The following is a 26401-nucleotide window of genomic DNA, read 5'->3' on the forward strand; positions in this document are numbered from 1 at the left end:
TAGATAAAACTGCGTTTTTGTCATATTTTAAAGCAAAACTATTCGCTTTATAAGATTTTAGACAAATTGGCGGTATTCTAATGATGAGTGTGACAAGTGTCAACAAAGCACCAACAAATAAACCTAATTTTTTAGCAACTTTCAAAAAAAGACAGCGCAAAGCTCCAAAACCACATGTTTAGCTGTTCAAAAAACGACAAATATTAAAATTAAAAACAATTATGGTTAATTTTAATACAAAAACTAATTCACTCCATTCTCCAGGCTCAAGTAATCGTTACCAAATAGGAGAAAAAGCCAATTTTTGACACTCTCACCTCAATAACCCACCAAAACCTCAATAGTTGAGCTCTATTCCCAAAACTCCAACCGATTGAACAGGTTAAGCTCAAATCAGTATTGTACAAATAAAAAAAAGCGCCGGTAAAACCAGCGCTTTTAGTCAATTACATTTCATTGAGACCCAACACATCGGTCATGGTATAGAAACCAGCCTCTTTTTGGTTCAACCAAACGGCAGCTTTGACGGCCCCGTTGGCAAAGGTCATACGATCGGTCGCTTTATGGGTAATTTCCACTCGCTCCCCAATATCGGCAAACATAGCAGTATGTTCACCAATAATGTCACCCGCTCGAATCGTTGCAAAACCAATTTCATCACGAGTACGTTCACCTGTAATGCCTTCACGTGCATAAACAGCAACGTCATTGAGCTTATTGCCCATCGCCTCGGCAATCGCTTCACCCATACCAATCGCTGTACCGGAAGGCGCATCCACTTTATGACGGTGGTGAGCCTCGACCACTTCAATATCGCAGTAATCGCCCATCACCTGAGCCGCTTTTTCCAATAGCTTGAAGACTAGGTTAACGCCAACACTGTAGTTAGGCGCCATAATAACTGGAATTTGCTTTGCGAACTCATCGATTTGAGCACGTTCTTCATCGGTGAATCCTGTCGTGCCGATGACAATCTTCTTACCGTGTTTTTGACATAGCGCTAAGTTAGCTAAAGTGCTAGCTGGTGCGGTGAAATCGATCACCACGTCGAAGTCAGCAATTTGTTTTTCTAGATCATCTACAACCGCCACTTGCAACTTGCCTTCATTACATAGCTCACCAATATCTACACCAACTAAGGAAGACTCTGGGCGTTCAGAACCAGTACTGAATTCGGCTTCTGAGTTCAATAAGGTGGCTTTAACTAAGTTGCGTCCCATTCGTCCTGCAACACCGGCAACTGCAATTCTAACCATTGCTTTAATACTCCATTTGACTTACGCGTTCCGCTGCGCGCTTAGATAACGAAATAAACTATCAGTTCTGAGGGTTGAAACCAACGATTTATTGCTGTTGATAACGATCTACGACTCGTTGAACGATACTGCGATTTGCTTCAGGGAAATCATAGTTAGCAATATTACTTATTTCGACCCACTGTCCCTGCTGACCTTCGCGTCCAAATGGTTGGCCTTCAAACTCGGTAACCAACATAAAATCAAAGGTGAGCGACTTATCGACGTAATCAAAATCTAAGTGCTCAAATACGCCAGATTTTGTTACGACTATACCTAGCTCCTCGTTTAACTCGCGTTGTAAGGCAGCTTCTATACTCTCACCAGACTCAACTTTTCCGCCTGGAAACTCCCAAAAACCACCTTTGTGTTTGTCATCAGGACGCTTAGTGATAAAAATTTGGTCTTGGTCGGCGTTGTAAATGACGCCCGCAACGATATGGATTCGCTTCATTGTTTCTGTATTTCAATTATTCATTAAAAAAAGAGCCGCATAACAGCGGCTCTGGTCAATTTAAGGGTAGTCTAAGCAATTTTGCCGTGGCACTGCTTATATTTTTTACCGCTACCACAAGGGCATGGCTCATTACGACCCACTTTGCGATCTTCTCTTACAAAAGTTTGAGCACCCGCTTCAGACTCATCATCTGCTAGCTGATTTTCTGCTGAAGCATGTTGAGCTTGCGCACGCTTAGCGGCAGCTTCTGCCTGTGCTCTGCGTTGCGCTTCCATTTTTTCAACTTCTTCTTGCTGTTGAACACGAACTTTTGACAGCACAGAAATCACGTCGAACTTCAACGATTCTAGTAGGCCTTCAAACAATTCAAACGACTCGCGCTTGTATTCCTGTTTTGGGTTTTTCTGTGCGTAACCACGCAAGTGGATACCTTGACGCAAGTGATCCATTGCTGAAAGGTGCTCTTTCCACAATGTATCCAGAGTTTGCAGCATGACGGATTTTTCAAAGTTACGCAGAACCTGTTCGCCAACCACTTCTTCTTTCTGCTTATAAACTTCAACAGCAGAAGCGATAATTTTCTCACGAAGTGCTTCTTCGTATAGTTTATCGTCTTCATCAAGCCACTGTTGAATTGGCAAGGTAAGATCGAAGTCAGCCTTTAGACGCTCTTCAAGGCTATTAACATCCCACATTTCTTCAAGTGATTGAGGTGGAATGTACTCATTGATGACCCCTTCCAAAACATCGTTGCGGTTCTGTTCAATCATTTCACTGATATCATCAGTTTCCATCAACTCATCACGAAGTTCATAGACGACTTTACGTTGGTCATTGGCAACATCATCGTATTCCAGCAACTGCTTACGAATATCAAAGTTGCGACCTTCGACTTTACGTTGTGCTTTTTCAATTGAACGTGAAAGCATCTTACTTTCAATAGCTTCACCTTCATCCATACCACTTTGGATTAGGCTGGCCATACGCTCAGAGGTAAAGATACGAAGCAAAGAGTCTTCCATTGATAGATAGAAACGCGATGAACCAGCGTCACCTTGACGTCCAGAACGTCCACGTAGCTGGTTATCAATTCGGCGAGACTCATGTCGCTCAGTACCTATAATGTGCAAACCACCAGCTTCAAGAACCTGATCGTGAATCGGTTTCCACTCTGCTTTGATGGCTTCAATCTGTTCTTCAGTCGGATCTTTAAGTGCATCCACTTTTGCTTGCCAACTACCACCGAGCACGATATCGGTACCACGACCAGCCATGTTAGTTGCAATGGTTACTGAGCCTGGCATACCCGCACTTGCTACGATTTCCGCTTCTTTTTCGTGGAACTTAGCGTTAAGTACGTTGTGTTTAACTTTCTTCTTCTTAAGTGCATTTGAAAGCAATTCCGATTTTTCAATCGACACAGTACCAACAAGAATAGGTTGCCCTTTAGCTACTCGTTCGTTGATATCTTCGATAATCGCTGCAAACTTGTCCGCCTCGGTTCGATACACGACATCAGGCATGTCATCACGAATCATTGGTTTATTGGTCGGAATTACAACGGTTTCTAAACCATAAATAGACTGGAATTCGAAAGCTTCCGTATCTGCTGTACCTGTCATGCCGGACAGTTTTTCATACAGGCGGAAGAAGTTCTGGAAAGTAATCGATGCGAGCGTTTGGTTTTCGTTTTGAATTTGGACGCCTTCTTTGGCTTCCACCGCTTGGTGCAAACCTTCTGACCAACGACGGCCTGGCATTGTACGACCAGTGTGTTCATCAACAATGACGATTTCGCCTTGTTCACTCACGATATAGTCAACGTTAACTTCAAATAAAACGTGCGCACGAAGGGCGGCATTCACATGGTGTAAAAGGCTGATATTCGCCGGTGAATACAGAGTATCCCCTTCTTCCATCAATCCGTTTTTAACCATTAACTCTTCAACAAACTCTTGGCCGGTTTCCGTCAAAAAGACTTGTTTCGATTTCTCGTCTACCGTGTAATGGCCATCACCGCGATACTCTTCAGAATCTTCTTCTTCTTGCTTTTCCAAATTTGGAATCAGAGTATTAATCTTGGTGTAAAGCTCTGAACTGTCTTCGGTTGGACCAGAGATAATCAACGGTGTACGCGCTTCATCGATTAGGATCGAGTCGACTTCATCGACCACAGCAAAGAATCGAGCTCGTTGAACTCTATCTTCTTTTCGGAACGCCATGTTATCGCGCAAGTAATCAAAGCCAAATTCGTTATTGGTTCCGTATAGAATGTCGCAAAGGTAAGCTTCGCGTTTTTCTGGCGGTGGCATGTTTGGCACATTGACGCCAACCGTCATACCCAAAAATTCAAATAATGGTCGGTTGGTTTCTGCATCACGACGAGCAAGATAGTCGTTCACCGTAACAATGTGAACGCCTTTCCCCGGCAGCGCATTTAAGTATGCAGCCAAAGTCGCCGTTAACGTCTTACCTTCACCTGTACGCATCTCTGCGATTTGACCGTTGTTAAGCACCATACCGCCGATAAGCTGAACGTCAAAGTGACGCATACCAAATACGCGTTTTGAGGCTTCGCGAACAGTTGCAAATGCTTCTGGCAACAGATTGTCTAGCTGCTCACCGCTTTCTAATCTTTGGCGGAACTCTACAGTCTTTGCTTTTAGTTCTTCATCAGACAGAGCTTCAAAAGCCGGTTCATAATTATTAATTTCTTTGACGATTTTTCTAAGGCGGCGCAAGGTTCGATCGTTGCGACTGCCAATTACCTTTGTCAGTAGCTTAGTTATCATGTGCTTGTGAATCTCTCTTTACTTCGATCGTCGACGATCGTATCAATGGCCATCAGTCTCTATCAGTTTGCAACTAAGAATACTGAGTTAAATCATGTCTCCCAGACATATGGGCGTCAGGGCAAGAATTCAAGCCATTCGGAAACAATGCACGCTAGTTTAAGGAATTTTCGTGACAACGACCAACAACAAGTTGATTAGTTTGACATTCGCGTGACTTTTATCAGTAATCAAGGCATTAACCATCCGCAAGCGTTGTTTTTTTAATCGCTTTCATAACAAACCATCGAGTTAAAACGCTTAGAACTTCAAGCGCAGCGTTATTTGCAATACACTGGTTACAATACTCAAAATTGGTTTTAGTTATGCGCGATCACAGACCAACGCTTGCACCTGATGTACTCAGCCGAACTCGTTTGGCGGAGATACAAGAAAGGGCAGGTGCTTTAATAGAGTTAAATCGGCAACTTCAGAAGATTCTACCTAACCAGGCTGCAAAATATTGCCGCGCTGGAAACTGGCAATCTGGCTTACTCATTGTTGAGGTCGCGAGTGCTTCTTGGGCTATGAAGCTCAATTACCAGAAGTTGGATTTGTTAAACCATTTTCGACGCAATGGTTATGCGGGAATGAGTAGCATAGAGTTTAAAGTGAACCCAAGCCTTTATGTTTCTGATTCAATCACACAAGAAGAGGCACCGAAGAGAACACCAATTTCTGATCAAGCCGCCATGTATTTGGAGTCTGTCGCGCAATCTGCACCGCCTAAGATTAAAGCTCGATTAGAGCGCATTGCTAAGCTGAGTAAGTAATAAGCCCCTGTTGTGAACTGGTTACTTAAAAGCCAAAAACAAGAAAGCCAAGCTTTCGCTTGGCTTTCAAAAATCTATTCGAGTGAATTCGGTTAGGCAAGAACTCCATTTGGTTCAGCAAATACCACAGGAACGTCAGCTTCTTGCTCGAATGTTACCCATTCCCAAGCGCTTTCTTCTGCAAGTACCGCTCTCAGCAACTGGTTGTTCAGACCGTGGCCCGATTTGTAAGCGCGTAATTCGCCAAGAATAGGATGGCCACACATGTACAAGTCACCAATCGCATCGAGCACTTTGTGAACAACAAATTCGTTATCAAAGCGAAGACCTTCTTCGTTCAAGATACGGTAGTCGTCTAAGACAATCGCACAATCAAAGCTACCACCCAGACATAGGTTACGCGATTGAAGGTATTCAATATCCTTCATGAAACCAAACGTTCTTGCGCGGGATACATCTTTGACAAAACTCTTCGACGAGAAATCAAACATCAAGTGCTGCTGCTCTGAATCAATCGCCGGGTGGTCAAAGTCGATAGCAAAGTCCATACGGAAGCCATTGTATGGCACCAACTCTGCCCATTTGTCGCCATCTTCTACGCGTACAGGTTTGGTGATACGAATAAAACGCTTGGCAACGTTTTGCTCTTCAATACCCGCTTGCTGTAGCAAATAAACAAATGGACTCGCGCTTCCATCCATAATTGGAATTTCAGGCGCATCAACTTCTATCACGGCGTTATCGATACCGACACCTGCCAAAGCAGCGTTCAGGTGCTCAACAGTTGAGATCCGAACGCCCTCTTCATTCACCAAAGCAGTGCAAAGCATCGTATCTTTGACTGATTTTGGGTCAGCGGGGAAGTCAACAGGTGGATTGACATCAGTACGACGGTAGATAATACCTGTGTTTGCCGCAGCCGGACGCAGAGTCAAAGTGACTTTACGACCTGAGTGTAAACCTACACCAGTCGTTTTCACTATCTCTTTTAAAGTACGTTGTCTGATCATCTACTTGCCTCAGTCTATCTAGTACAATCCGCGGCCAATGGCGAAATTGGCTGTGAATCCTATCACAAATTTGAACTTGGTCAAATTTTGTTGATAATTTAATCAGCCTGACGTCTCAAGAAAGCGGGGATATCTAAATAACCACCCTCTTCTTGACTTGGCTTTTCATTCACTTCTTCAGCTTGAGCTGCTTGACTAGCGCTAGTACTAGGAGCAATTGGCTTCTGCACTGGTGCCGGTTTGTCTGTTTGCAGCCCTTGTTGAGTATTTGCCTGCAAATTATGTGCCGCTACATCGTGTTGTTTTTTTGGCGCAGCGGTCGTTTGTGTTGCCGGCTGATTGACTGCAGTGACCTTGCCACCTGGTACCAAGGTAATATCCGGCTTTTTCTCGTTACCGATGCCTGTTGCAACAACCGTTACGCGAATTTCGTCAGCCATGTCTGGGTCAAGTGAAGTACCAATTACAACAGTTGCGTTGTCAGAGGCAAATGCTTTCACTGTGTTACCAACAACCTCAAACTCATCTAAGCGCATATCAAGACCAGCGGTAATGTTCACAAGTACGCCGCGAGCACCAGCAAGGTCGATATCTTCCAGTAGCGGGCTTGAAATCGCCATTTCTGCCGCTTCTTCCGCTCTGTCTTCACCTTTGGCAATGCCGCTACCCATCATGGCATGACCCATTTCTGACATCACAGTACGCACATCGGCAAAGTCGACGTTAATCATACCTGGTCGGGTAATCAGCTCAGCAATACCCTGAACCGCGTTTTTCAAAACATCGTTGGCACTTGCAAACGCTTCCAACAAAGTGATGCCTCGACCCAACACTTTCAAAAGCTTCTCGTTAGGAATAGTGATCAATGAGTCAACGTGTTTAGATAACTCTTCGATGCCCTGTTCAGCAAACGCCAAACGTTTCTTTCCTTCAAAGCTAAAAGGTTTGGTCACGACCGCGACGGTCAAAATACCTAATTCTTTAGCAACTTCTGCGATAACAGGAGCTGCACCAGTTCCTGTACCACCGCCCATACCAGCTGCTATAAACACCATATCGGCGCCAGTAAGCGTTTCTTTAATTCTTTCTCTATCTTCAAGCGCAGAATCACGACCGACTTGAGGGTTGGCTCCCGCACCTAGACCTTTTGTAATGTCGCCACCAATTTGAATAACATTGCCAACATTGGTTTTGCGCAGCGCTTGGGCATCTGTATTAACGCTAATAAACTCAACGCCTTCGATGGATTCGCGCACCATGTGCTCGACGGCATTACCGCCACCACCACCAACACCTACGACTTTAATGACTGCGTCGTCCGACATTTCCATCATCGGTTCAAACATTTGTTATCTCCGCTTTCCTGTATCTCAGGTTAAAACTCTTTTTGTATCCAATTACGCACTTTGCTAAACCAGCCACTACCGGACGGTTGCTGTGTTTCCATCAAATCACTTTCATCGTGAATTTGACTATCTCGAGCGTAATGCAACAAGCCAACTGCAGTAGAGTGATAGGGTTCTTTGACATAATCAGTCAAGCCACTCACTTCGAGCGGATTCCCTATCCTCACTTGATTTCTGAACACGCGTTCCGCGCATTCTGTTAAACCATCTATTTGAGCTGCTCCGCCAGTCAAAACAACACCTGCAGCAAGGTGATGTTTAATACCGTTTTCGCGAAGCTCATTTTGCACGCGATCGATAGTCTGGTTCACTAAACCCATAAGCTCAGTGTAGCGAGGTTCAATTACTTCGGACAACGTTTGTCTCTGAAGACTGCGAGATGGACGACCTCCAACGCTAGGAACGTTAACTGTGTCATCTTTACTCACTTTTTCGCTAAGCGCACAACCATACTTTACTTTGATCTCTTCTGCATCATTTACTGGTGTTCCAAATGCAAAAGCAATGTCACTTGTCACTGAATTTCCCGCATATGAGAAAACTTCAGTGTGACGCAGCGCTCCACCCGTCCAAATAGCGACATCCATGGTGCCTGCGCCAATATCAACTAAACAGACTCCTAACTCGCGTTCGTCTTCGGTAATCACCGAGTTACTTGCAGCCAAGCCAGAGTAAACTAGCTGTTCAACTTCAAGACCACATCGCTCAACGGCCTTGATAATATTACGGGCCATATCGTTGTGACAAGAAATAAGGTGAACACTTACTTCCATCCGCACACCAGACAAACCAAGTGGGTTTTTAATTCCCTCTTGGTAGTCAATGGTAAATTCTTGAGGAATTACGTGCAGAATTCGCTGTTCATCGGTGATCTTTATCGATTTAGCAGTGTGAATCGCACGGTCCATGTCTTCCTGTGACACTTCCTCATCAGAAATGGTTCCCATTCCTTTTTCAATTCTGCTGCCAATGTGCTTTCCTGACAAAGAAAGGTACACTTTTGTGATCTGGCACTCAGCCATGAGCTCGGCCTGGTCAACCGCGCGCTGCACGGATTTGACAACAGACTCAAGATCATTGACGCCACCTTTATCCATTCCTCTAGACGGACTTGAGCCTGCGCCGATAATGTTGATCTGACCATCTGGCAAGACTTCGCCGACCAGCGCGTTTACCGTTGCTGTGCCAATGTCTAGGCCAACAATCAAATTGTCATCATATGTCTTGGTCATCAACAATCTCTTGTTCTAATTCTGGTTCAGGGATCCAGCCTACTGCGGCCCCTGTGTCGTATCGCAAATCGATATAACTGACCTTCTCACGCGATTCGCCTAACTGGCGATACAACGTAAAAAAGCGCAGTAATCTCTCTTCTCGCCAACCTTTACCTAATTCCAATCGAATACCGTTGGTTAAAATAATTTGCCAAGCTCGGCGTTCATTCAACAATAGAGAGCTAATACTCAGCCCGTACGAGCTGAATTGTTCTAAAACCTGTCTATAGCGTTCTAAGACTTCTTGGCTCGAGCCGTCTGGCCCGTATAGCTTTACTTGCTCTTGGTGAATGAGCCCTATATCACCGTGAAACACCTCTCCGTTATTATTGAGTAGAGAAATGCCATTCCAGATTGCGGCTGGCTGATGTTCAACAAGATAAATTTTTAACGTATCGGGCCATTGTTTTCTGACCGATGCTCTAGCGACCCAATCAATTGACTCAACAGCCGCTTGAATGTCCAACACATCTTGAGACATAAACGTCCCTAGAGACGGTACTTGTGTGAGTGCCCGTTGCACATCCTGTGTTGTGACGTATTGCATTTCACTTTCTAAAATGAGTTTAGAGAGTGGCAATCGGTCTTTGTCCAACATCCATTGCCAAGTTGCCAGCCCAACATACAAAATCAAAGCAATCGAAAACGACAAAAATGCAGCGCCCGCCCCATGCTTTTTCCACAGGCTTGGTTCAACAAATTCTTCGTTCATTTCAGCTGATATTGCGGTCAAGGGCGTTCTCGGAATTCGAAATGCGTCCAGCCTAGAGTATACCTAGGCTGGACAGCAATGATTACACTTGAGTTTGTTAGAGTATTAAATACTGTGAACCAGTTGGCAGAGCAAGCCTTGTAACGGTCACTTTGCTCGCTCCCAAAGGCTTGATTACTTCATTTTTTCGATATTCAGTTGTAACGAAGCCAAATTCTTCGCCACTTTTCCGACATCACCTGCGCCTTGAGTCAGTACCAAATCATTGTCTTTGATCACGCTAGCAAGCGTTGAAGGCAAGTCGTCATTATTGGCGACAAAAATCGGATCAACTTTACCGCGAGAGCGGATCGTGCGGCATAGAGCTCGACCATCAGCGCCTGAAATCGGAGTTTCACCCGCTGCATACACATCTAACATGATCAAAACATCGACTTTTTCTAGCACATTGGCAAAGTCATCGTATAAATCCCGAGTTCGGCTATAGCGGTGCGGTTGGAAGATCATCACTAGGCGTTTGTCAGACCAACCGTTTCGAGCCGCTTGAATGGTTACGTCAACTTCCGTTGGGTGGTGTCCGTAGTCATCCACCAACATTGCTTGGCCGTTCCCTGTGTCAAATTGCCCAAGATGCTCAAAGCGTCGTCCGGTTCCTTGGGTGCCAATCATGGCGTTTAAAATTGCTTGATCAGCTATGTCATCTTCCGTTGCTACGGCAATAGCGGCAGCGGCATTTAATGCGTTATGACGACCTGGAATATTTAATGTAATTTCCAGCGGGGCTCGATTATTACGAACCACAGTAAACAAACCTTGCTGCCCGACTTGTCGGTAGTTTTCTATCCGAACGTCCGCCTCTTCTGAAAAGCCATAAGTAATAACCTGACGAGAGATGGATGGCAGTAACTCACGAATCACTTCATCATCAATACACATAATGGCCTGACCATAAAATGGCAGATTATGCAGAAAATCAATGAAGGTTTGCTTGAGTTTGGCAAAGTCACCGCCGTAGGTATCCATGTGATCCGCTTCGATATTGGTGACAATGCTGACCATTGGTTGCAAATGCAAAAAAGAAGCGTCGCTTTCATCCGCTTCTGCAATTAAGTAACGGCTAGACCCAAGTCGTGCATTGGTGCCCGCACTCTTAACTAAACCGCCATTGATAAAGGTCGGATCAAGGCCAGCTTCAGAATAAATCTGGGTGACCAATGCCGTAGTTGTAGTTTTGCCGTGCGTACCCGCAACGGCAATACCATGGCGAAAACGCATAAGTTCTGCTAACATTTCAGCTCGGCGAACAATTGGAATACGCGCCGTTCGAGCCGCGACAATCTCCGGATTCGACTCGTCAATTGCCGTAGACACAACGACTACGCTTGCCTGCTCGACATTTTCACTTGCATGGCCGAGGTAAACCTTGGCACCTTTGGCAGACAAGCGTTCAGTGACTGGATTCTGCGCCACATCTGAACCGGTAATTTGGTAGCCTTCATTCAAAAGTACTTCGGCAATCCCACTCATCCCCGCCCCACCAATACCAATAAAGTGGATGCACTTCACTCGGCGCATTTCCGGAATAATTGCCCGAATCTGACTTAGGTTTGGAATTTGCTCTATATTCATTGGTTCACTCATTTTACTAATTCTTGAATGGCTTGCGCGACCACAGTATCGGCATCAAATTTGGCCAACTGACGCGACTTTTCAGCCATGCTTTGCAATTTTTGGCGATCGAGTTCTGCTAGTGTTGCAGCGAGTCGCTCTGCAGTTAAATCGGGCTGTTCAATCATGATGGCGGCATCGCCATTGACTAAGTGATCTGCATTTAACGCCTGCTGCCTGTCTTTGTGCATGAAAGGGATAAAAATCGCCGCAACACCCGCACAAGAAACTTCTGAAACCGTAAGTGCGCCCGAGCGGCAGACCACAACATCAGCCCACTGATAGCGCTCAGCAACATCGTCGATAAATTCTTTAACTGTTACGTTATCAAAACCAGCAGCCTGATAACGAGATTCGACATCGGCTTGGTTTCCTTTTCCCGATTGATGAAACACTTCAAACTCAGAATTGTTAAGTAACTTCATGGATTCAGGTAAAGTGTGATTGAGTATTCGCGCACCTTGACTACCGCCCATCACCAAAACTCTAATGGGTCCTTGTCTAGTTCCATAGCGCTGCGCAACATCAGTTAATGCCGTAATATCACTCCTAACTGGGTTGCCGACCACTGAAGCGTGTTCAAATGCCCCTGGAAACGCTTGAAAAACCCGCTGAGCCATTTTTGCCAACCACTGATTGGTTAAGCCCGCTACCGCATTTTGCTCATGAAGTACCAACGGGATTCGCAACGACCGAGCTGCAACGCCTCCCGGTCCACTGACATAACCGCCCATGCCGAGTACCACATCAGGCTGATACTTTTCCATGTGTTGTCGAGCTTGGCCAATGGCTTTAACAATCTGCAGCGGCGCGGTTAGCCACTTTACAATACCTTGGCCTCGTAACCCTTTAACCTGAATAAAATCTATCTCGATTCCGTGTTTAGGGACCAATTCCGCTTCCATGCGGTCCGCTGTACCAAGCCAACGCACTTGCCAGCCCTGTTGTTGTAACTTTTTCGCGACCGCAAGCCCCGGGAACACATGCCCTCCAGTGCCCCCAGCCATCACTAACAAACGTTTACTCATTATTTGTTTCTTCGTTTAATAATTGTTTTTCTTGTCGGTATTCGTAATCAATGCGAATTAACATGGCGACCGCAACTGCCATGACAATCGAGCTAGAACCACCGTAGCTAATCAGAGGTAAGGTCAAACCTTTTGTCGGTACTAAGCCGGCCGAAGCGCCAACATTGACCAAAGTTTGAAATGCAAACCAAATTCCAATACCAAATGCCAGATAGCCACCAAAACTGTGATTAACCGAAAACGCATTTCTGCCGATTAACATAGATTTAATCACCAAACTGAATATCAGTAGCAAAATCAAGACAACACCGACAAAGCCCAACTCTTCGGCGATCACCGCAAACACAAAATCCGTATGTGCTTCGGGAAGATACTCGAGCTTTTGAATCGAATTACCCAAGCCTTGCCCTAACCAATTGCCGCGGCCAAATGCCATCAAAGATTGTGTCAATTGATAGCCACTACCAAAAGGATCTTCCCATGGCTCAAGAAACGAGGTAACACGGCGCATTCGATAGGGTTCAATGAGAATAAGGCCAATAACCGCACCAATACCGGCAACCATCAAGGCAATAAACTGTCCGAGCTTGGCTCCCGCAATAAACAACATACCAAACAAGGTGACCAACATGACAACAACGGTTCCCAAGTCGGGTTGCGCCAGTAATAACACCGCTAAAACGGTGAAGATTACCAGTGGCTTAATAAAGCCGCCCTTAAACGAAGAGCGTACTTCTTCGTTGCGTCGAGTGAGATAACTGGCCATAAAAATAAACAAAGATAGCTTGGCAAGTTCCGCGGGTTGCATGTTGAACACACCCAATGGAATCCAGCGCGATGCACCGTTTACTGTTTTACCAACAGCCAATACCACGACCAGTAAGATTAATGTCACCCCTAATTGAATTGGACTAATACGCTGCCAAAACTGAATCGGTAACAGCAGAACAATCGTCGCGCTGATTATGCCAGCCAACAGGAAAACCGCTTGCTTAGCCATAAAATGGAATGGACCATCGGTAAGGCGTTCACTCACCGGAATGGACGCCGAAGTCACCATCACCAAGCCGGTCAACATCAGTCCAAAAGCAATAAAAACAAGTTGCAAGTCCAACTGACGTTGATTGACTTGATCATTACTGCTTTTGAACTGCAATGTCTGAATCCAACTCACTGGTTACGTCCTTTTAGTTTTTAACCAATTTCGAATAACGACGAGCGAGCTCAATAAAGGCATCACCTCGAGCCATAAAATTACTGAACTGGTCAAAGCTGGCGCACGCTGGCGATAACATCACCATATCACCGGCGTTTAGTCGCGGTGTGATATGGCTCAACACGTCTTCGATTGTGTCATATCCACTTGAACTGGACGATAGTTCTAAGAATCGCTCGCCATCGCGACCAAAGCAGCACAGTTGATGGTTGAGCTTTTCTAAAGCGGGGGCTAAATCAGAAAAATCTGCACCTTTACCGTCTCCGCCAACAAGTAAGTAAAGCTTCCCGTCAATACCTAAGCCAGTTAACGCGGCCAAAGTACTCGCAACATTGGTCGCTTTTGAGTCATTAACCCACATCACGCCAGAGTGCTCGGTTACAAGTTGGCATCGGTGCGATAATCCGCTGTATTGGCGAATTGCCTCCAGTGCCAGTTCGATGTTTGCACCCACTGTGTTTAACAATGCCATCACCACCAGCACATTTGCCGCATTGTGTCGTCCCACCAAACTTAGCTGATTGGCTTTGAGGACGGCGCGATCACCCACCATTAGAGAGCCGTAAGAATCCAAGTAATAGTCGGCTATAGAATCAACGCTAAAAGTAATCTTCTTGGCAGGATGAGTATTTAGGTTTTCAGGGTGAGTTTGCTGATCATCTAGATTAACAATAGCCGTCTCAGCATGATCAAAGATACGCAGCTTGGCCCGCCGGTAATCTTCCATTCCTTGATAGCGATCCATATGATCTTCACTCAAGTTTAAAAACGCGGCTGCTTTTAGTTGCAAACTGTGGGTCGTTTCTAACTGAAAACTGGAAAGCTCAAGAATATAAAGGTCTGAGTCCGTCTCTAAAAGATCTAGAGCTGGGACACCTATGTTGCCCCCTATCGCCGTTTTGATGCCAGCAGCGTTAGCAGCCACACCAGCAAGGTCGGTAACGGTACTCTTTCCATTAGAACCGGTAATGGCAACAACTGGCTTATCAACGTGCCATGCAAAAAGCTCAATATCACCGACAACGCGAATACCACGTTCAATGACCGATTGAATTTGCGGTGTAGATAATGCGATACCGGGGTTCACCACCAGCAAATCGGCGCCTTGTAACCACTCTGTATTCCAGCTACCGCAATGCAGTTCAATGGAATCACTTAATGTTTCCTGTCCTGGTGGATTAGCGCGGGTATCGATTACTCGAATCGACAGTGTTTGCGGTAAGCGCTGCAAAAACCGAACGACAGACAATCCGGTAATTCCCAGACCGACAACCACGACATTTTTTACACCTTGCCACTCTCGGTTCACTGCGTGAGTACTCCTACTATCGAATCTTAAGTGTCGCTAAACCAATCAGTACTAGCACGATAGAAATAATCCAAAAGCGAACAATTACTCTTGGCTCTGGCCAGCCTTTTAACTCGTAGTGATGGTGAATTGGCGCCATTCTAAATATTCGTTGCCCACGAAGTTTGTATGAACCCACTTGGAGAATCACTGAAATGGTTTCCATCACAAACACACCGCCCATGATGACCAGAACAAACTCTTGACGCACCAACACGGCAATTGTCCCCAATGCACCACCTAATGCCAATGAGCCGACATCACCCATAAATACTTGGGCTGGGTAAGTGTTGAACCACAAGAAGCCCAGTCCAGCACCAACAATTGCGGTACACACCACCACCAACTCTGAAGATTCCGGAATATAAGGAATATGTAGGTACTCGGCAAAATTCACATTACCCGTTGCCCATGCAATCGCAGCAAAACCTGCTGCCACCAGCACAGTTGGCATGATCGCCAACCCATCCAAACCATCGGTTAAATTCACCGCGTTACTGGTTCCGACAATCACAAAGTAGGTCAAAATGACGTAAAACAAGCCCAACTGTGGCATCACATCTTTAAAGAAAGGAACCACAAGTTGAGTCGCGGCGGTGTCTTTGCCGTGGGCATACAAAGCAAAAGCCACTACCAACGCAATAGTTGACTGCCAAAAATACTTCCAGCGGGCAATCAATCCAGCGGTATTTTTCCTAACTACTTTGCGATAATCGTCGACAAAACCAACCGCACCGTAACCAACAAGAACTGTTAATACAGCCCAGATATACGGGTTAGTGAGATCACTCCAAAGCAGCACAGTGACAATGATTGCCGTTAAGATCATTACGCCGCCCATGGTGGGTGTACCGCGTTTGCTGAGGTGAGATTCAGGACCATCGTGACGAACCACTTGGCCGATTTGCAGAAGCTGTAAACGCTCAATCAGCTTAGGTCCCATCCAAAGAGAAATCCCTAGTGCGGTAAGAACGCTGACAATGGCTCGGAACGACAAATATTCGAACAGTCGAAAAAAAGAAAAATGCGGTTGTAACAGTTCCGCCAGCCAAATAATCATTGATACTTCTCCTTGAGCGCAGAAACGATTTGTCCCATTCCAGAAGACAAGGCTCCTTTGACCAACAATGTGGTCTGCGCGTGTTTATTGTTTTCGAGTAACACCGTGATGTAATCGATCATGGTTTGGTGTGACTCAAAATGCTGACCGTGGCAAACACCATTATTGCAGATGTCACTGATGACTTTGGCATCGTCACCGTAGGTCAGCACTTGTTCAAATTCAAAAGGGGCAGCATGTTGTCCGACTTGGCTGTGAAGTTCAAGACTTTGCTCACCTAACTCCGCCATACTCCCCAAAATTAACCATTTACTGCCTTGATAATTGCCGAGCAAGTCTATCGCCGCGAACATAGCGGGAACACTGGCGTTATAAGCATCATCGATAAGGCGTAAATTGTCATTGAGTTCAACAACATCAACTCGGCTTTTCACTTTGTTCAGTTTGGCCAAACCTTGGGCAATCGTCGCATTGTCCAGATTCAGTTGGGTTGCCAGAGCAGCTGCAGCAATCGCATTGGCAACATTGTGCTTGCCCACTAACCCCAGTGAAACCGCTTGTGAACCATTTGGAGTATTTAATGTAAAACTCACGCCACCGTTATCGTTCACAACAATATCAGTAGCAAAAAAGTCGGCATCAGATTTATCTAGTGAAATAGTCACAACACGTTTATCAGCCAACACTTCATTCCAATAGCCTTCACCATGGCTATCGAGGTTGACGATGGCCGGTTGCTCAGCGGATAACCCTTGGTAAATTTCGCCTTTAGCCTGTTTCACACCATCGATTGAACCAAAACCTTCTAAATGGGCGGCCGCCACATTGTTGACCATGGCAATATCGGGATTGACAAGCTGTGTAGTGTAGGCGATCTCGCCAATATGGTTGGCGCCGAGCTCAATCACTGCATAGTCGTGCTCAGGTTCTGCTCTTAATAGAGTAAGCGGAACACCAATATCGTTATTGAAGTTGCCATTGGTGAACAAGACATTACCGCGCAGTGACAAAATACTCGCCAGCATCTCTTTAACCGTCGTTTTTCCGCAACTTCCGGTAATGGCGACAGTGGGAATATCACAACGTCGATGTACCAAAGATCCAATTTTACCCAAGGCCTGTTTGGTATCTTGCACAACAACTTGTGGAATCGTCAGGTTTTGTTTTCGGCTGACAACAAGTGCAGACGCGCCTTTTTCTGTCGCACTTTCAGCATGTGAATGCCCATCAAACTTATCACCCACAATTGCCAGAAAAACGTCTCCGGCTTGAATACTGCGACTATCTGTGGACAGCGACCCAATCGCAATATCCTCACCGTACAATGTGCCACCACACTCGTTGGCAATTTCAGATAAAAGAAGTGAAATCACAGGGAAGCCTCCAACAATGCTTGAGCGGTTTCTCGATCAGAATAATGAACCGTGCGATCAGCAAAGACTTGATAATCTTCGTGGCCTTTGCCTGCTAATAAAATGATATCTTCCGGACCCGCTTGCGCGACGGCATATTCTAGGGCCTGCTGACGGTCATGCTTCACCACCGCCAACTCCGGATTTTTCATACCTTGAAGCATATCTTTGACAATCTGCTCTGGCGCTTCGCTGCGAGGGTTATCGTCTGTCAGCACCACAACATCTGCAAGAGTTTCACCAATATCGGCCATCATGGGGCGTTTGCCTGTATCTCTGTCACCACCACAACCAAAAATCGCCCACAGTTTTCCAGAACAATGCACTCTCAATGCTCTTAACGCTTTTTCTAGTGCGTCTGGGGTATGAGCATAATCAACCACTACTTTGGGTTTGTCAGCGTTTTGAAAGAGTTCCATACGACCGATGACAGGCCTAAGTTGTTGCGCGGCTTCTGTCAGTAATTGTTTCTCGTAACCCAAGGATAACAATGCAGTGAATGCCAATAGGACATTATTGGCATTGAACTCACCTATCAAAGGCACCGCTAACTCACCACTGCCATAAACGCCGTCGTAATTAAGGGCGAATCCCTGTTCGGAATAAATAACACCCGTCGCAAACACCATGTTCTCGGTAGAAGAATGATTCGTTACCAACGAAACACCCACGGCGTTTGTTAGCTCTTGATGCCAGCGCTTGCCAACAGGATCATCGACATTGATGACAGCTCTGTGTGTTTGATGAGTGGTGAATAGTAATTTTTTCGCGGCCTCATATTCTGCCATGGTGCCGTGATAATCGAGATGATCTCGCGTCAGGTTGGTGAATAAAGAAACTGAAAAAGGCAGCCCTTTAACGCGATTTTGAATCAGCCCGTGAGATGACACCTCTAACGCGGTAAGTGTCGCACCACATTGCTCTAAACTGTGTAACTGTTTAGCAATATCGATTGCACTTCCAGTTGTATTCGCTGCTTGCTGCAAATCGTCTAGAAAACCATTGCCAGCGGTTCCAAGAACTGCCGCTTTTTGCCCAAGTAAGTTGGTCCATTGAGCAATCAATTGAGTCACGGTTGTTTTGCCATTCGTCCCGGTAACTGCAACCAAAGGCTGTTCGACTGGGTAACAAAACAAGGAAATTTCTGAAAGCTTTTCTGCCAGGAGGGGCAAATAAAGCACCGGAGTTGTACCAATCCACTCTAACGAGCCTTGATTACAGCTCGATTCGGCCAAGATCAGGTTGACCTCGGCATCAACCGCATTGGGAATAAAGCGACGACCGTCGACACTGTGACCATTGACAGCAACAAAAGTATCACCGCGTTTGAGCACTCGGCTATCCAATACCAACTCGGAGATGTCAATGTTGGGAATTGATAGCCCGGACAAATCAGGGTAATGACGGGCGATAAGTGCAATTAGGGAAGTCTTAATCATACTGCTTACTCATTTAAAGACTTAGCATCAGGTGCGATATTGAGAATCTGTAGCGCACCTTTCATTATTTCGGAAAACACAGGTGCCGCGACCGAGCCGCCATAATATTTGTCACCCTGCGGTTCGTTTACGATCACCACCAATGCCAATCTAGGATTAGACACAGGGGCTATTCCAGCACTTAAGGTGACGTACTCGTCACTGTAACCACCTGCTTTGGCTTTTCTCGATGTTCCGGTTTTAGCCGCGACGCGATAACCCGGCACCGCCGCTTTGGTGGCGGTGCCTCCCGGCTGAGTAACGGTTTCCATCATATCCAACACAATTCGAGCGTTTTTTTCGCTGATTACCTGACGGGAAAAATCGTCGGTTTGATTGCTCTTGATAATATGAATCGGTTGGTAGCGGCCTAAATTGGCTAGCGTCGCGTAGGCGTGGACTAATTGAATTGGTGTTACCGCCAAACCGTAACCAAATGATAAGGTGGCAATCTCAAATTTTGACCAGCGACGACGATTAGGGAAAATACCGGCGGTCTCTCCAATTAAACTCAAGCCCGAAAGCTGGCCAAATCCGACTGAGCTATAAAAGCCAAGCAATTCTTGAATTGGCATTTCTAACGCTAGTTTGGCCACACCAATGTTACTCGATTTCTTCAAAATCGTAGTCAGGTCAGCCTTGCCGACCTTGGACACGTCTCGAACTCGGCTGCCACCAATTTGCATCAGACCGTGGCCAGTGTCGACTATAGTATTTTTGTCGGCAATACCGTATTCCATTGCCGCTAACACCGCAAAAGGTTTCACCGTCGATCCTGGCTCCAGTGAATCGGTCATCACTCGATTTCGCATTTTAAACGACTGTAAATCGGAGCGATTGTTCGGGTTGTAAGATGGCGCATTGACCATGGCTAAAACGGCACCCGTTTTCACATCGACCAAAACGGCGGAACCAGACGTCGCTCTAAAATCGGCAACGGCCTGTTTTATGGCTCGGTAAGCAATGGATTGAATTCGCTGGTCAATGGTCATTGTCAGCGGTTTGCCTTGCTCTTGCTCCTCAAGCGCAATGTTTTCGACCACCTTGCCGTAACGGTCTTTGCGAATAATGCGTTTGCCCGCTTCACCGGATAACCACTTATCGTAGCGCTTTTCTACGCCTTCGAGTCCGGTTCCGTCTATTCCGGTCACCCCAACCAAGTGAGCACTCACCTCACCCGCAGGATAATAGCGTTTTGATTCCTGCTTGAGGCCAATACCTGGCAGCTTTAATTGTCGAATATAGTTAGCCATGGCCGCACTGACTTGGCGTTGCAAATAGATAAAGCGGCGGGTTTCGTTGGCTTTGATTTTTTTGATTAGCTGCTGGCGATCTAGACCAAGGACATCTGCTAAAGCATGCCAACGTTCTTGGTGTTGCAACGCATTGTGTTTAAAGATGGTGGCCGGATCAGCCCAAACTGCGAGAACGGGAACACTGACCGCTAAAGGCTCGCCATTGGTATCAGAAATAATACCGCGAGCGGAGTGAAGTGTTTGTGCACGAACTGAGCGTAAATCGCCTTGCTTTATTAGGTTGTCAGGCTCAATAACTTGAATGTAAGCCACCCTTGCAACAAGGGCTGCAAATATGAGTAGCACGACGGTGAGCACTAAGTAAAAGCGCCAGCGAATTAACTCCGGGGATGGCGTGTCGCTTGCTTTCTCTGAGCTGGGGGTAACAGCAGTTTGGTTTTTAGCAGTCATCGATCGTTATTCCAGAAGTATCACAACTTCTTTATCAGGCTCGGGGCGCTGCATTTGCATTTCTTGCTGTGCTGTATCTTGTACACGACTGTGTTCAGACAGGGCCATTTCCTCCAACAGCAAGTTACGCCATTCACTATCTAATCGCTCACGCTCGCTCAAAGCTTGCTCTTTTTCGTGAATGGCTACCCGGGTTTTATGAGTGACTAAGACGACAGAAATTGCACTGACAAACACCATCATCAAGCCCAACAAAGGCAACCAGCCTTTTCTAAAAAGCTGACTTAGCAGCGTTTTGGCTAAATGGGTATCAAAGTCAGGCAAAAAACGCATTTATCGTTTCTCTGCAACTCGCAACACTGAGCTACGCGACCTTGGGTTGACTTCTACTTCTTGAGCGCTGGGTTTTATTGCTTTGCCAATCGGTTTTAAATTCGGCTCACCCAAGGCTTTTATTTGGGCTTCTGTCATTGGTATCCCAGCCGGAACTTCTGGACCTTTGCTCTCTTTGCGGATAAAGCGCTTCACCATTCGGTCTTCCAGAGAGTGAAAGCTAATCACAGACAAACGCCCTTCTGGAGCCAAAATACTGGCTGCCCCTTTCAATGCGGTATCAATCTCTTCTAACTCACTGTTGATGTAAATGCGAAATGCCTGAAATGCTCGTGTTGCCGGGTGCTTTTTCTCTTTAAAGCTTTTTGGTGCATTGTCGGAAATGAGTTTTGCCAGCTGAGAGGTGCGAGTCAGAGGTTCGTTTTCTTCGTTTTCACGATAAGCAACAATGGCTTTCGCGATGCGACGGGCGTGTTTGTCTTCGCCAAACTCTCGAATTACCCAAGTGATATCGTCCAAATCCGCTTCTACTAACCATTGCGAGACTGGGATACCCGAAGTCGGGTCCATGCGCATATCTAAAGGGCCATCCTTCATGAAGCTGAAACCGCGCTCGGCATCATCCAGTTGAGGTGAAGAAACCCCAAGGTCAAGCAGAACACCGTCAACCTTACCGACCAAATCGTATCGTTCGGCGTAGTCTGCCATCCCTGAAAAAGGACCGTGAACGATAGTGAATCGTTCATCGTCAATTTTGTTGGCTTCGGCAATTGCTTGTGGATCTCTGTCGATACTAAACAAACGTCCTTCCGCCCCCAATTTGGCTAGGATTGCACGAGAGTGACCACCACGACCGAAGGTTCCATCGATGTAAGTGCCATTGGGTTTGATTGCCAATCCATCTAAGGATTCATTCAGTAAAACTGAGATGTGTTTAAAAGTATCTGACATGGTCTCTAATTTCTCTAGATCGCACATAGGCGAAGACTGTCCACAGTGTACCGAATTCATCGTAACACGCCACTTTTACAAAGCACTGCGTGACCTTGAACTAAGTTTAACGGCACAAGCAGTACACTGAGTCATGAAAAAGCAAAAAACCCATCATAACAAGGTTACGATGGGTTTCTTTAAAGAGGTGAGCTGACCTGTAAGCCGGGTTCTGTACCGTATACACGATGATAGCCATTCGTCTAGGCCAGCAATCGCTCACTGGCTCAAGCAACCTACCCGCCTCCTAACGCGAGCCACGCTATGTGGAGGCCTATTTGGTCTTGCTCCGGGTGGAGTTTACCCTGCAACCAGCTGTTACCAGTGGTCCGGTGCGCTCTTACCGCACCCTTTCACCCTTACCTGTTCCCCGAAGGGTCATCGGCGGTCTTCTCTCTGCTGCACTTGTCGTGGGCTTGCGCCCCCCAGGCGTTACCTGGCACCCTGCTCTATGGAGCCCGGACTTTCCTCCCCCTCATCAGTCTCCAACACACGTGGTGAAGGACATCAATAAGGCAGCGACTACCCAGTCAACTCGGTGGCGGATTGTATAGACTAAGCTGCAGCCTGTCCAGTAAAGCGCAAACAAAGCAACAAATAGACGATTTATTAATCTAAATGCTCCAATCCCCACTTATACAGCGCATTTTTTTTCAGACCATGCAGTTCAGCAACAATGGCAGCCGCTTTTTTAAGTGGTAACTCTTTGCTCAGTAAAGTGAGCGCCTTTGTAACATCAGGTGCTAGTGAATCATCTGTCGTAGGAGCTCGATAGCCGTGAATCAGAATTACCATTTCACCTCGTTGTTGGTTGCTATCAGCTTTCACCCATTCAATTAACTCACCTAACGGCAAGCTCTTTATGGTTTCGAAGGTTTTAGTCAACTCTCTGGCCAAAACCACTTGTCTTTCAGTGCCGAACACGGTGAGCATGTCATCAAGTGACGGTAAAATACGGTGCGGCGATTCGTAAAAAATGCAGGTATGGGGAAATTTGACAATTTCTGACAATTTATCGACACGCCCTTTGCTTTTTGCTGGTAAAAAACCCTCAAAGCTAAATCGATCGGATGGCAATCCTGATGCACTTAAGGCCGCAATCACGGCTGACGGCCCCGGTAGGGGCACAACTCGAATGTCCTGGTCTCGGCATTGATTAACTAAGTGGTAACCTGGATCGCTAATCAGCGGCGTACCGGCATCCGACACCAGTGCGACTGATAACCCTTGCTGCAGTTTTTCTACCAAGACTTGCGCTTTTTGCTGTTCGTTGTGATCATGCAGGGCGAAGGTAGCAGTTTGAATGTTGAAGTGCGCTAACAACTTACCCGTATGTCGAGTATCTTCAGCTGCAATAAGATCTACTTGATTCAGTATGTCTATCGCTCGGTGAGTGATGTCGCCTAAATTACCAATGGGAGTTGGGACTATGTATAGCGCACCAGTTTGATGTTGTTCGTCGGATAGTGTGTTTGTCATTTGTTTAGCATCGATTCAGCGATTAAGATATACCCGAAATAAGAAGGCATTCTAATATGCGTTCTTTTCACGTTTTCAATGAGTATAAAACTCACAAGTGCATAGAATTTGATTTTTATGCAATGGATTTAGACCAATAAAATACGGACGGCCATGACTACTCATAAGCGACGCAGTGTAACACGCTTCTTGACACCAGTCGCAATAGCGACAATTTTGACGGCTTGTGCACCTAAGACCTCAACCCCTGTGCAAGTTGATGTAACAAATGCACCAACTCAGTCAGCACAAAGCTATGTTGATCAAGCAAGCAAAGCAGTCGGCTCTGCGCAAACGGATTTATTGGTTCTCGCGTTAAAAGCGGCACTTCAAGAGGACAATACGTCTCTCGCACAGAATTTAGTGATTCAACTTTCTCGCCAAACACTGAGTCAGACGCAGCGTGTCGAATGGCAATTGGCTCGAGCCCAACTCCTGATCAGTAATCAACAATACGCCCAAGTCAATGAGCTGTTGTTGTTTCGTCCTTCTTGGAACCTGACTGATGAGCAGTGGCGCCGCTACCACACGCTAAAAGCTCAAGCATATCAGCAGCAGTTATTTTACTTTGATGCTGCCAAAAGCCGTATTCAGCTATCACCTTACCTTACTGATTCCGAGCAAGTCGCCAATAACGAATCCATATGGAATTTGCTGAACCGCTATCAGTTCGAAGAAATCACCACTTTTAGTGTTCAGCCTGATGAAAGCACGCTGCGACAGTGGCTTAACCTCACCACGATTTATCAAGCGAACCAAGACGATTTGTTGGACCTAAAAAACGCCATCGAACGCTGGATGGAAGCCAATCCACTTCACACGGTTGCCCGCTATACGCCTTCGGCGCTCGCTGAAGTTTTGCAATTAGAGATTACTCGTCCTGAAAATACCGCTTTGCTGCTGCCGTTGTCAGGCAAGTTTGCCAAACAAGCCCAACTTATCCGCGATGGCTTCTTGTTTGCCATGATGAATGATACGCAACGCGGACCGGATACCACTCTTACTGTACTGGATACCGAAGCGTTAGAATTGGCAAATCTAGAGTCGAATTTAGTTGAAAAAGGAATCGACTTTATCGTTGGACCGCTGACAAAACCAAGAATCAGCGAATTCGATTCGGTTTCAAAACAATTTGCGGAGCGCATTCCGACTTTAGCATTAAACATTCCCGACCAAAGTCAGTTTGAGCAAGACGAATTCGGAATCAATACCTGTTATTTGGCTTTGTCACCTGAACAAGAAGTGGAGCAAGCCGCTCAATACCTTCATGCGCTAGGCTACCGCTATCCTTTACTACTTGCACCAGAGTCCTCTTTCGGCTCTCGCGTTCAAGAAAGCTTTGTTAACCAGTGGTCACAGTTGAGTGATACGCCTGTCTCCACTCAAAATTTTGGCAAGCCTCAACAATTGCAAAAGCAAATTAATGAAGCACTAGGTCTTCAAAGCAGCCAACAAAATATTGCTCAAATGGAGCTGCTACTTGACGTGCCATTGGAGACAGAACCGCGTAGTCGAAGAGACATTGATTCAGTTTATATTGTCGCGAATAGCTCCGAGCTTATCTTAATCAAGCCCTTTATCGAAGTCGCGATCAACCCGGATACCATACCACCAGCCCTGTTCTCTAGTTCACGCAGTAATACAGGTCAAAATGAACTCGAAGATCTTTCTGGGGTCACATACAGTGATATTCCTCTATTGATATCGCCTAGTCAGCGAATCGAGCAGCAAATGACTGAGCTCTGGCCTTCAAGTAGTAACGCTGAGAAACGATTACAAGCGCTGGGAATGGATGCCTATAAGTTAATGACTGAGTTACCTAGAATGAAGGTATCGCCACAATACTCGGTTGAAGGGCAGACTGGCCAGTTAACACTCGGCGACAAGTGTGTCATTGAACGTAAAATCAGTTGGGGGATTCGTGACAAAAACGGCTAAGCGCCAAACAGGTGACCATTTTGAAATGCAAGCTAAACAGTTTTTGCTTTCAAACGGGTTAGCTTTTGTCACAAGCAACTTCTCTACTCCATTTGGAGAAATTGATCTGATAATGAAAGACAAAAGCACGTGGGTTTTTGTCGAAGTTAGGTATCGAAAAAGTCAGGCTTTTGGTCATGCTGCGGAAACCGTTGGACGTGCCAAGCAAACGCGTATTGTGAAGACCGCACACTACTGGTTACAACAAAAAGGCCTGAATATTAACCACTGTGATATCCGGTTTGATCTGGTTGCCATTCATCAACACGGTCAAACTCTCGATTGGCTAGAAAACATAATTTACGAAGGATAAACAATGCTGGATAGCATTAACGATAGCTTCAAAGAAAGCATCCAAATTCAAATCGCCGCTGCAGAAGCACTACCAGATGCAATCACTCATGCCGCACAAGCTATGGTCAGCACGTTACTTAAAGGCAACAAAATCCTCTGTTGCGGTAATGGCGGTTCGGCGTCCAATGGTCAGCAATTTGTTTCCTGCCTGCTCAACCGTTTTGAGACTGAGCGCCCAAGCTTGCCAGCCATGGCTTTAACTGCAGATGTTACTAGTTTGACCGCCGTCGCTAATGACTATCACTACGACCAGATATTCTCAAAACAAGTACGAGCCTTAGGTCAACCAGGAGATGTACTACTAGCCATCTCTACCAGTGGCAACAGTAAAAACATCATCAAGGCAATGGAAGCCGCCGTTACTCGTGATATGACCATCATCGCGTTAACGGGCAAAGATGGTGGTGAAATGGCTGGGTTACTGGGCGAAAACGATGTGGAAATCCGTATTCCTTCGCACCGCGTTCCACGTATTCACGAAGTTCATATGGTTACCTTGCACTGCTTATGTGACCTCATTGATCAAGTTCTATTCCCTACCCACGAAGAGTAAAG

Annotated in this window: 21 protein-coding genes, 1 other RNA gene and 1 pseudogene; 4 read left to right on the forward strand and 19 right to left on the reverse strand. The window is 46.0% G+C overall.

Features of this window, described 5'->3' with window-relative positions; genetic code table 11:
• Window positions 1-446 precede the first annotated feature (446 nt).
• The 3 genes from dapB to secA form a co-directional block, all read right to left on the reverse strand.
• A complete protein-coding gene (gene dapB, locus ACXAFJ_RS10770) occupies window positions 447-1256 on the reverse strand; it encodes a 4-hydroxy-tetrahydrodipicolinate reductase (protein WP_475323347.1) in 810 nt (269 codons plus the stop codon).
• Between the two features lie 88 nt (window positions 1257-1344).
• Window positions 1345-1749, reverse strand: a complete 405-nt coding sequence (gene mutT / locus ACXAFJ_RS10775) for an 8-oxo-dGTP diphosphatase MutT (protein ID WP_475323349.1) — start codon at window positions 1747-1749, stop codon at window positions 1345-1347.
• Between the two features lie 71 nt (window positions 1750-1820).
• Window positions 1821-4544 (reverse strand): preprotein translocase subunit SecA, encoded by a 2724-nt coding sequence (secA, locus tag ACXAFJ_RS10780; RefSeq protein ID WP_475323350.1) that lies wholly within the window; start codon window positions 4542-4544, stop codon window positions 1821-1823.
• A gap of 365 nt (window positions 4545-4909) precedes the next feature.
• On the opposite strand from secA, the gene ACXAFJ_RS10785 reads away from it, so the two are divergent.
• Window positions 4910-5356 (forward strand): DUF721 domain-containing protein, encoded by a 447-nt coding sequence (locus ACXAFJ_RS10785; protein ID WP_475323352.1) that lies wholly within the window; start codon window positions 4910-4912, stop codon window positions 5354-5356.
• A 92-nt stretch (window positions 5357-5448) separates the two neighbouring features.
• Here ACXAFJ_RS10785 and lpxC read toward each other — a convergent pair whose 3' ends face one another.
• From lpxC to rsmI, 16 genes and pseudogenes are all read right to left on the reverse strand, one after another.
• Window positions 5449-6366 (reverse strand): UDP-3-O-acyl-N-acetylglucosamine deacetylase, encoded by a 918-nt coding sequence (gene lpxC, locus ACXAFJ_RS10790; RefSeq protein WP_475323353.1) that lies wholly within the window; start codon window positions 6364-6366, stop codon window positions 5449-5451.
• Window positions 6367-6700: 334 nt separating this feature from the next.
• Window positions 6701-7712: pseudogene (gene ftsZ / locus ACXAFJ_RS10795) on the reverse strand (cell division protein FtsZ); the annotation flags it as partial.
• A gap of 29 nt (window positions 7713-7741) precedes the next feature.
• Window positions 7742-9004, reverse strand: a complete 1263-nt coding sequence (gene ftsA / locus ACXAFJ_RS10800; protein WP_475323354.1) for a cell division protein FtsA — start codon at window positions 9002-9004, stop codon at window positions 7742-7744.
• Window positions 8988-9758: a cell division protein FtsQ/DivIB gene (locus ACXAFJ_RS10805; protein ID WP_475324112.1), complete on the reverse strand. Its 771-nt coding sequence runs from the start codon at window positions 9756-9758 to the stop codon at window positions 8988-8990. The genes ftsA and ACXAFJ_RS10805 overlap by 17 nt, the downstream gene beginning before the upstream one ends.
• 174 nt (window positions 9759-9932) lie before the next feature.
• The gene (murC, locus tag ACXAFJ_RS10810) at window positions 9933-11387 is read right to left on the reverse strand and encodes a UDP-N-acetylmuramate--L-alanine ligase (protein WP_475323355.1); all 1455 of its coding nucleotides are present in this window, start codon (window positions 11385-11387) and stop codon (window positions 9933-9935) included.
• Window positions 11388-11395: 8 nt separating this feature from the next.
• Window positions 11396-12454 carry an undecaprenyldiphospho-muramoylpentapeptide beta-N-acetylglucosaminyltransferase gene (gene murG, locus ACXAFJ_RS10815; protein ID WP_475323357.1) on the reverse strand — a complete coding sequence of 353 codons (1059 nt, stop codon included), beginning with the start codon at window positions 12452-12454 and terminating at the stop codon, window positions 11396-11398.
• The gene (ftsW, locus tag ACXAFJ_RS10820) at window positions 12447-13619 is read right to left on the reverse strand and encodes a cell division protein FtsW (protein ID WP_475324113.1); all 1173 of its coding nucleotides are present in this window, start codon (window positions 13617-13619) and stop codon (window positions 12447-12449) included. Before ftsW ends, murG begins: the two co-directional genes overlap by 8 nt.
• A 22-nt stretch (window positions 13620-13641) precedes the next feature.
• Window positions 13642-14979, reverse strand: a complete 1338-nt coding sequence (gene murD, locus ACXAFJ_RS10825; RefSeq protein WP_475323358.1) for a UDP-N-acetylmuramoyl-L-alanine--D-glutamate ligase — start codon at window positions 14977-14979, stop codon at window positions 13642-13644.
• 16 nt (window positions 14980-14995) lie between these two features.
• Entirely contained in the window at window positions 14996-16078 is a 1083-nt protein-coding gene (gene mraY / locus ACXAFJ_RS10830) for a phospho-N-acetylmuramoyl-pentapeptide-transferase (protein ID WP_475323359.1), read from the reverse strand.
• On the reverse strand, window positions 16075-17451 hold the full coding sequence (locus ACXAFJ_RS10835; protein WP_475323361.1) for a UDP-N-acetylmuramoyl-tripeptide--D-alanyl-D-alanine ligase: 1377 nt from the start codon (window positions 17449-17451) through the stop codon (window positions 16075-16077). The genes mraY and ACXAFJ_RS10835 overlap by 4 nt, the downstream gene beginning before the upstream one ends.
• Window positions 17448-18929 (reverse strand): UDP-N-acetylmuramoyl-L-alanyl-D-glutamate--2,6-diaminopimelate ligase, encoded by a 1482-nt coding sequence (gene murE, locus ACXAFJ_RS10840; protein ID WP_475323362.1) that lies wholly within the window; start codon window positions 18927-18929, stop codon window positions 17448-17450. Before murE ends, ACXAFJ_RS10835 begins: the two co-directional genes overlap by 4 nt.
• A 5-nt stretch (window positions 18930-18934) precedes the next feature.
• Window positions 18935-20674: a penicillin-binding transpeptidase domain-containing protein gene (locus tag ACXAFJ_RS10845; protein WP_475323363.1), complete on the reverse strand. Its 1740-nt coding sequence runs from the start codon at window positions 20672-20674 to the stop codon at window positions 18935-18937.
• Window positions 20675-20680: 6 nt separating this feature from the next.
• Window positions 20681-21007 (reverse strand): cell division protein FtsL, encoded by a 327-nt coding sequence (gene ftsL, locus ACXAFJ_RS10850; RefSeq protein WP_475323365.1) that lies wholly within the window; start codon window positions 21005-21007, stop codon window positions 20681-20683.
• On the reverse strand, window positions 21008-21958 hold the full coding sequence (gene rsmH, locus ACXAFJ_RS10855) for a 16S rRNA (cytosine(1402)-N(4))-methyltransferase RsmH (protein ID WP_475323366.1): 951 nt from the start codon (window positions 21956-21958) through the stop codon (window positions 21008-21010).
• A 184-nt stretch (window positions 21959-22142) separates the two neighbouring features.
• An RNA gene (gene rnpB, locus ACXAFJ_RS10860) (RNase P RNA component class A) lies at window positions 22143-22535 on the reverse strand.
• Window positions 22536-22606: 71 nt separating this feature from the next.
• The gene (gene rsmI / locus ACXAFJ_RS10865) at window positions 22607-23476 is read right to left on the reverse strand and encodes a 16S rRNA (cytidine(1402)-2'-O)-methyltransferase (RefSeq protein WP_475323367.1); all 870 of its coding nucleotides are present in this window, start codon (window positions 23474-23476) and stop codon (window positions 22607-22609) included.
• A gap of 153 nt (window positions 23477-23629) precedes the next feature.
• Between rsmI and ACXAFJ_RS10870 the strand changes: the two genes are divergently transcribed.
• Genes ACXAFJ_RS10870 through ACXAFJ_RS10880 form a run of 3 tightly spaced genes read left to right on the forward strand, consistent with a single transcriptional unit; the run spans window position 23630 to window position 26399 of the window.
• The gene (locus ACXAFJ_RS10870) at window positions 23630-25453 is read left to right on the forward strand and encodes a penicillin-binding protein activator (protein ID WP_475323369.1); all 1824 of its coding nucleotides are present in this window, start codon (window positions 23630-23632) and stop codon (window positions 25451-25453) included.
• Complete coding sequence (locus ACXAFJ_RS10875) at window positions 25437-25805, forward strand: YraN family protein (RefSeq protein WP_475323370.1); 369 nt, start codon at window positions 25437-25439, stop codon at window positions 25803-25805. Before ACXAFJ_RS10870 ends, ACXAFJ_RS10875 begins: the two co-directional genes overlap by 17 nt.
• 3 nt (window positions 25806-25808) lie before the next feature.
• On the forward strand, window positions 25809-26399 hold the full coding sequence (locus ACXAFJ_RS10880) for a phosphoheptose isomerase (RefSeq protein ID WP_475323371.1): 591 nt from the start codon (window positions 25809-25811) through the stop codon (window positions 26397-26399).
• The last annotated feature ends 2 nt before the right edge of the window (window positions 26400-26401 follow it).

It is taken from the genome of Vibrio sp. ABH4_348 (genome assembly GCF_056159765.1).

Bases quoted from the DNA above. Each gene is read 5' to 3' on its own strand.
- murE (WP_475323362.1), bottom strand. From the start codon at position 18,929: ATGATTAAGACTTCCCTAATTGCACTTATCGCCCGTCATTACCCTGAT.
- mraY (WP_475323359.1), bottom strand. From the start codon at position 16,078: ATGATTATTTGGCTGGCGGAACTGTTACAACCGCATTTTTCTTTTTTT.
- ACXAFJ_RS10805 (WP_475324112.1), bottom strand. From the start codon at position 9,758: ATGAACGAAGAATTTGTTGAACCAAGCCTGTGGAAAAAGCATGGGGCG.
- lpxC (WP_475323353.1), bottom strand. From the start codon at position 6,366: ATGATCAGACAACGTACTTTAAAAGAGATAGTGAAAACGACTGGTGTA.
- mutT (WP_475323349.1), bottom strand. From the start codon at position 1,749: ATGAAGCGAATCCATATCGTTGCGGGCGTCATTTACAACGCCGACCAA.
- rsmH (WP_475323366.1), bottom strand. From the start codon at position 21,958: ATGTCAGATACTTTTAAACACATCTCAGTTTTACTGAATGAATCCTTA.
- murC (WP_475323355.1), bottom strand. From the start codon at position 11,387: ATGAATATAGAGCAAATTCCAAACCTAAGTCAGATTCGGGCAATTATT.
- rsmI (WP_475323367.1), bottom strand. From the start codon at position 23,476: ATGACAAACACACTATCCGACGAACAACATCAAACTGGTGCGCTATAC.
- ACXAFJ_RS10845 (WP_475323363.1), bottom strand. From the start codon at position 20,674: ATGACTGCTAAAAACCAAACTGCTGTTACCCCCAGCTCAGAGAAAGCA.
- murG (WP_475323357.1), bottom strand. From the start codon at position 12,454: ATGAGTAAACGTTTGTTAGTGATGGCTGGGGGCACTGGAGGGCATGTG.
- ACXAFJ_RS10880 (WP_475323371.1), top strand. From the start codon at position 25,809: ATGCTGGATAGCATTAACGATAGCTTCAAAGAAAGCATCCAAATTCAA.
- ftsL (WP_475323365.1), bottom strand. From the start codon at position 21,007: ATGCGTTTTTTGCCTGACTTTGATACCCATTTAGCCAAAACGCTGCTA.
- ftsA (WP_475323354.1), bottom strand. From the start codon at position 9,004: ATGACCAAGACATATGATGACAATTTGATTGTTGGCCTAGACATTGGC.
- secA (WP_475323350.1), bottom strand. From the start codon at position 4,544: ATGATAACTAAGCTACTGACAAAGGTAATTGGCAGTCGCAACGATCGA.
- ACXAFJ_RS10870 (WP_475323369.1), top strand. From the start codon at position 23,630: ATGACTACTCATAAGCGACGCAGTGTAACACGCTTCTTGACACCAGTC.
- ACXAFJ_RS10785 (WP_475323352.1), top strand. From the start codon at position 4,910: ATGCGCGATCACAGACCAACGCTTGCACCTGATGTACTCAGCCGAACT.
- dapB (WP_475323347.1), bottom strand. From the start codon at position 1,256: ATGGTTAGAATTGCAGTTGCCGGTGTTGCAGGACGAATGGGACGCAAC.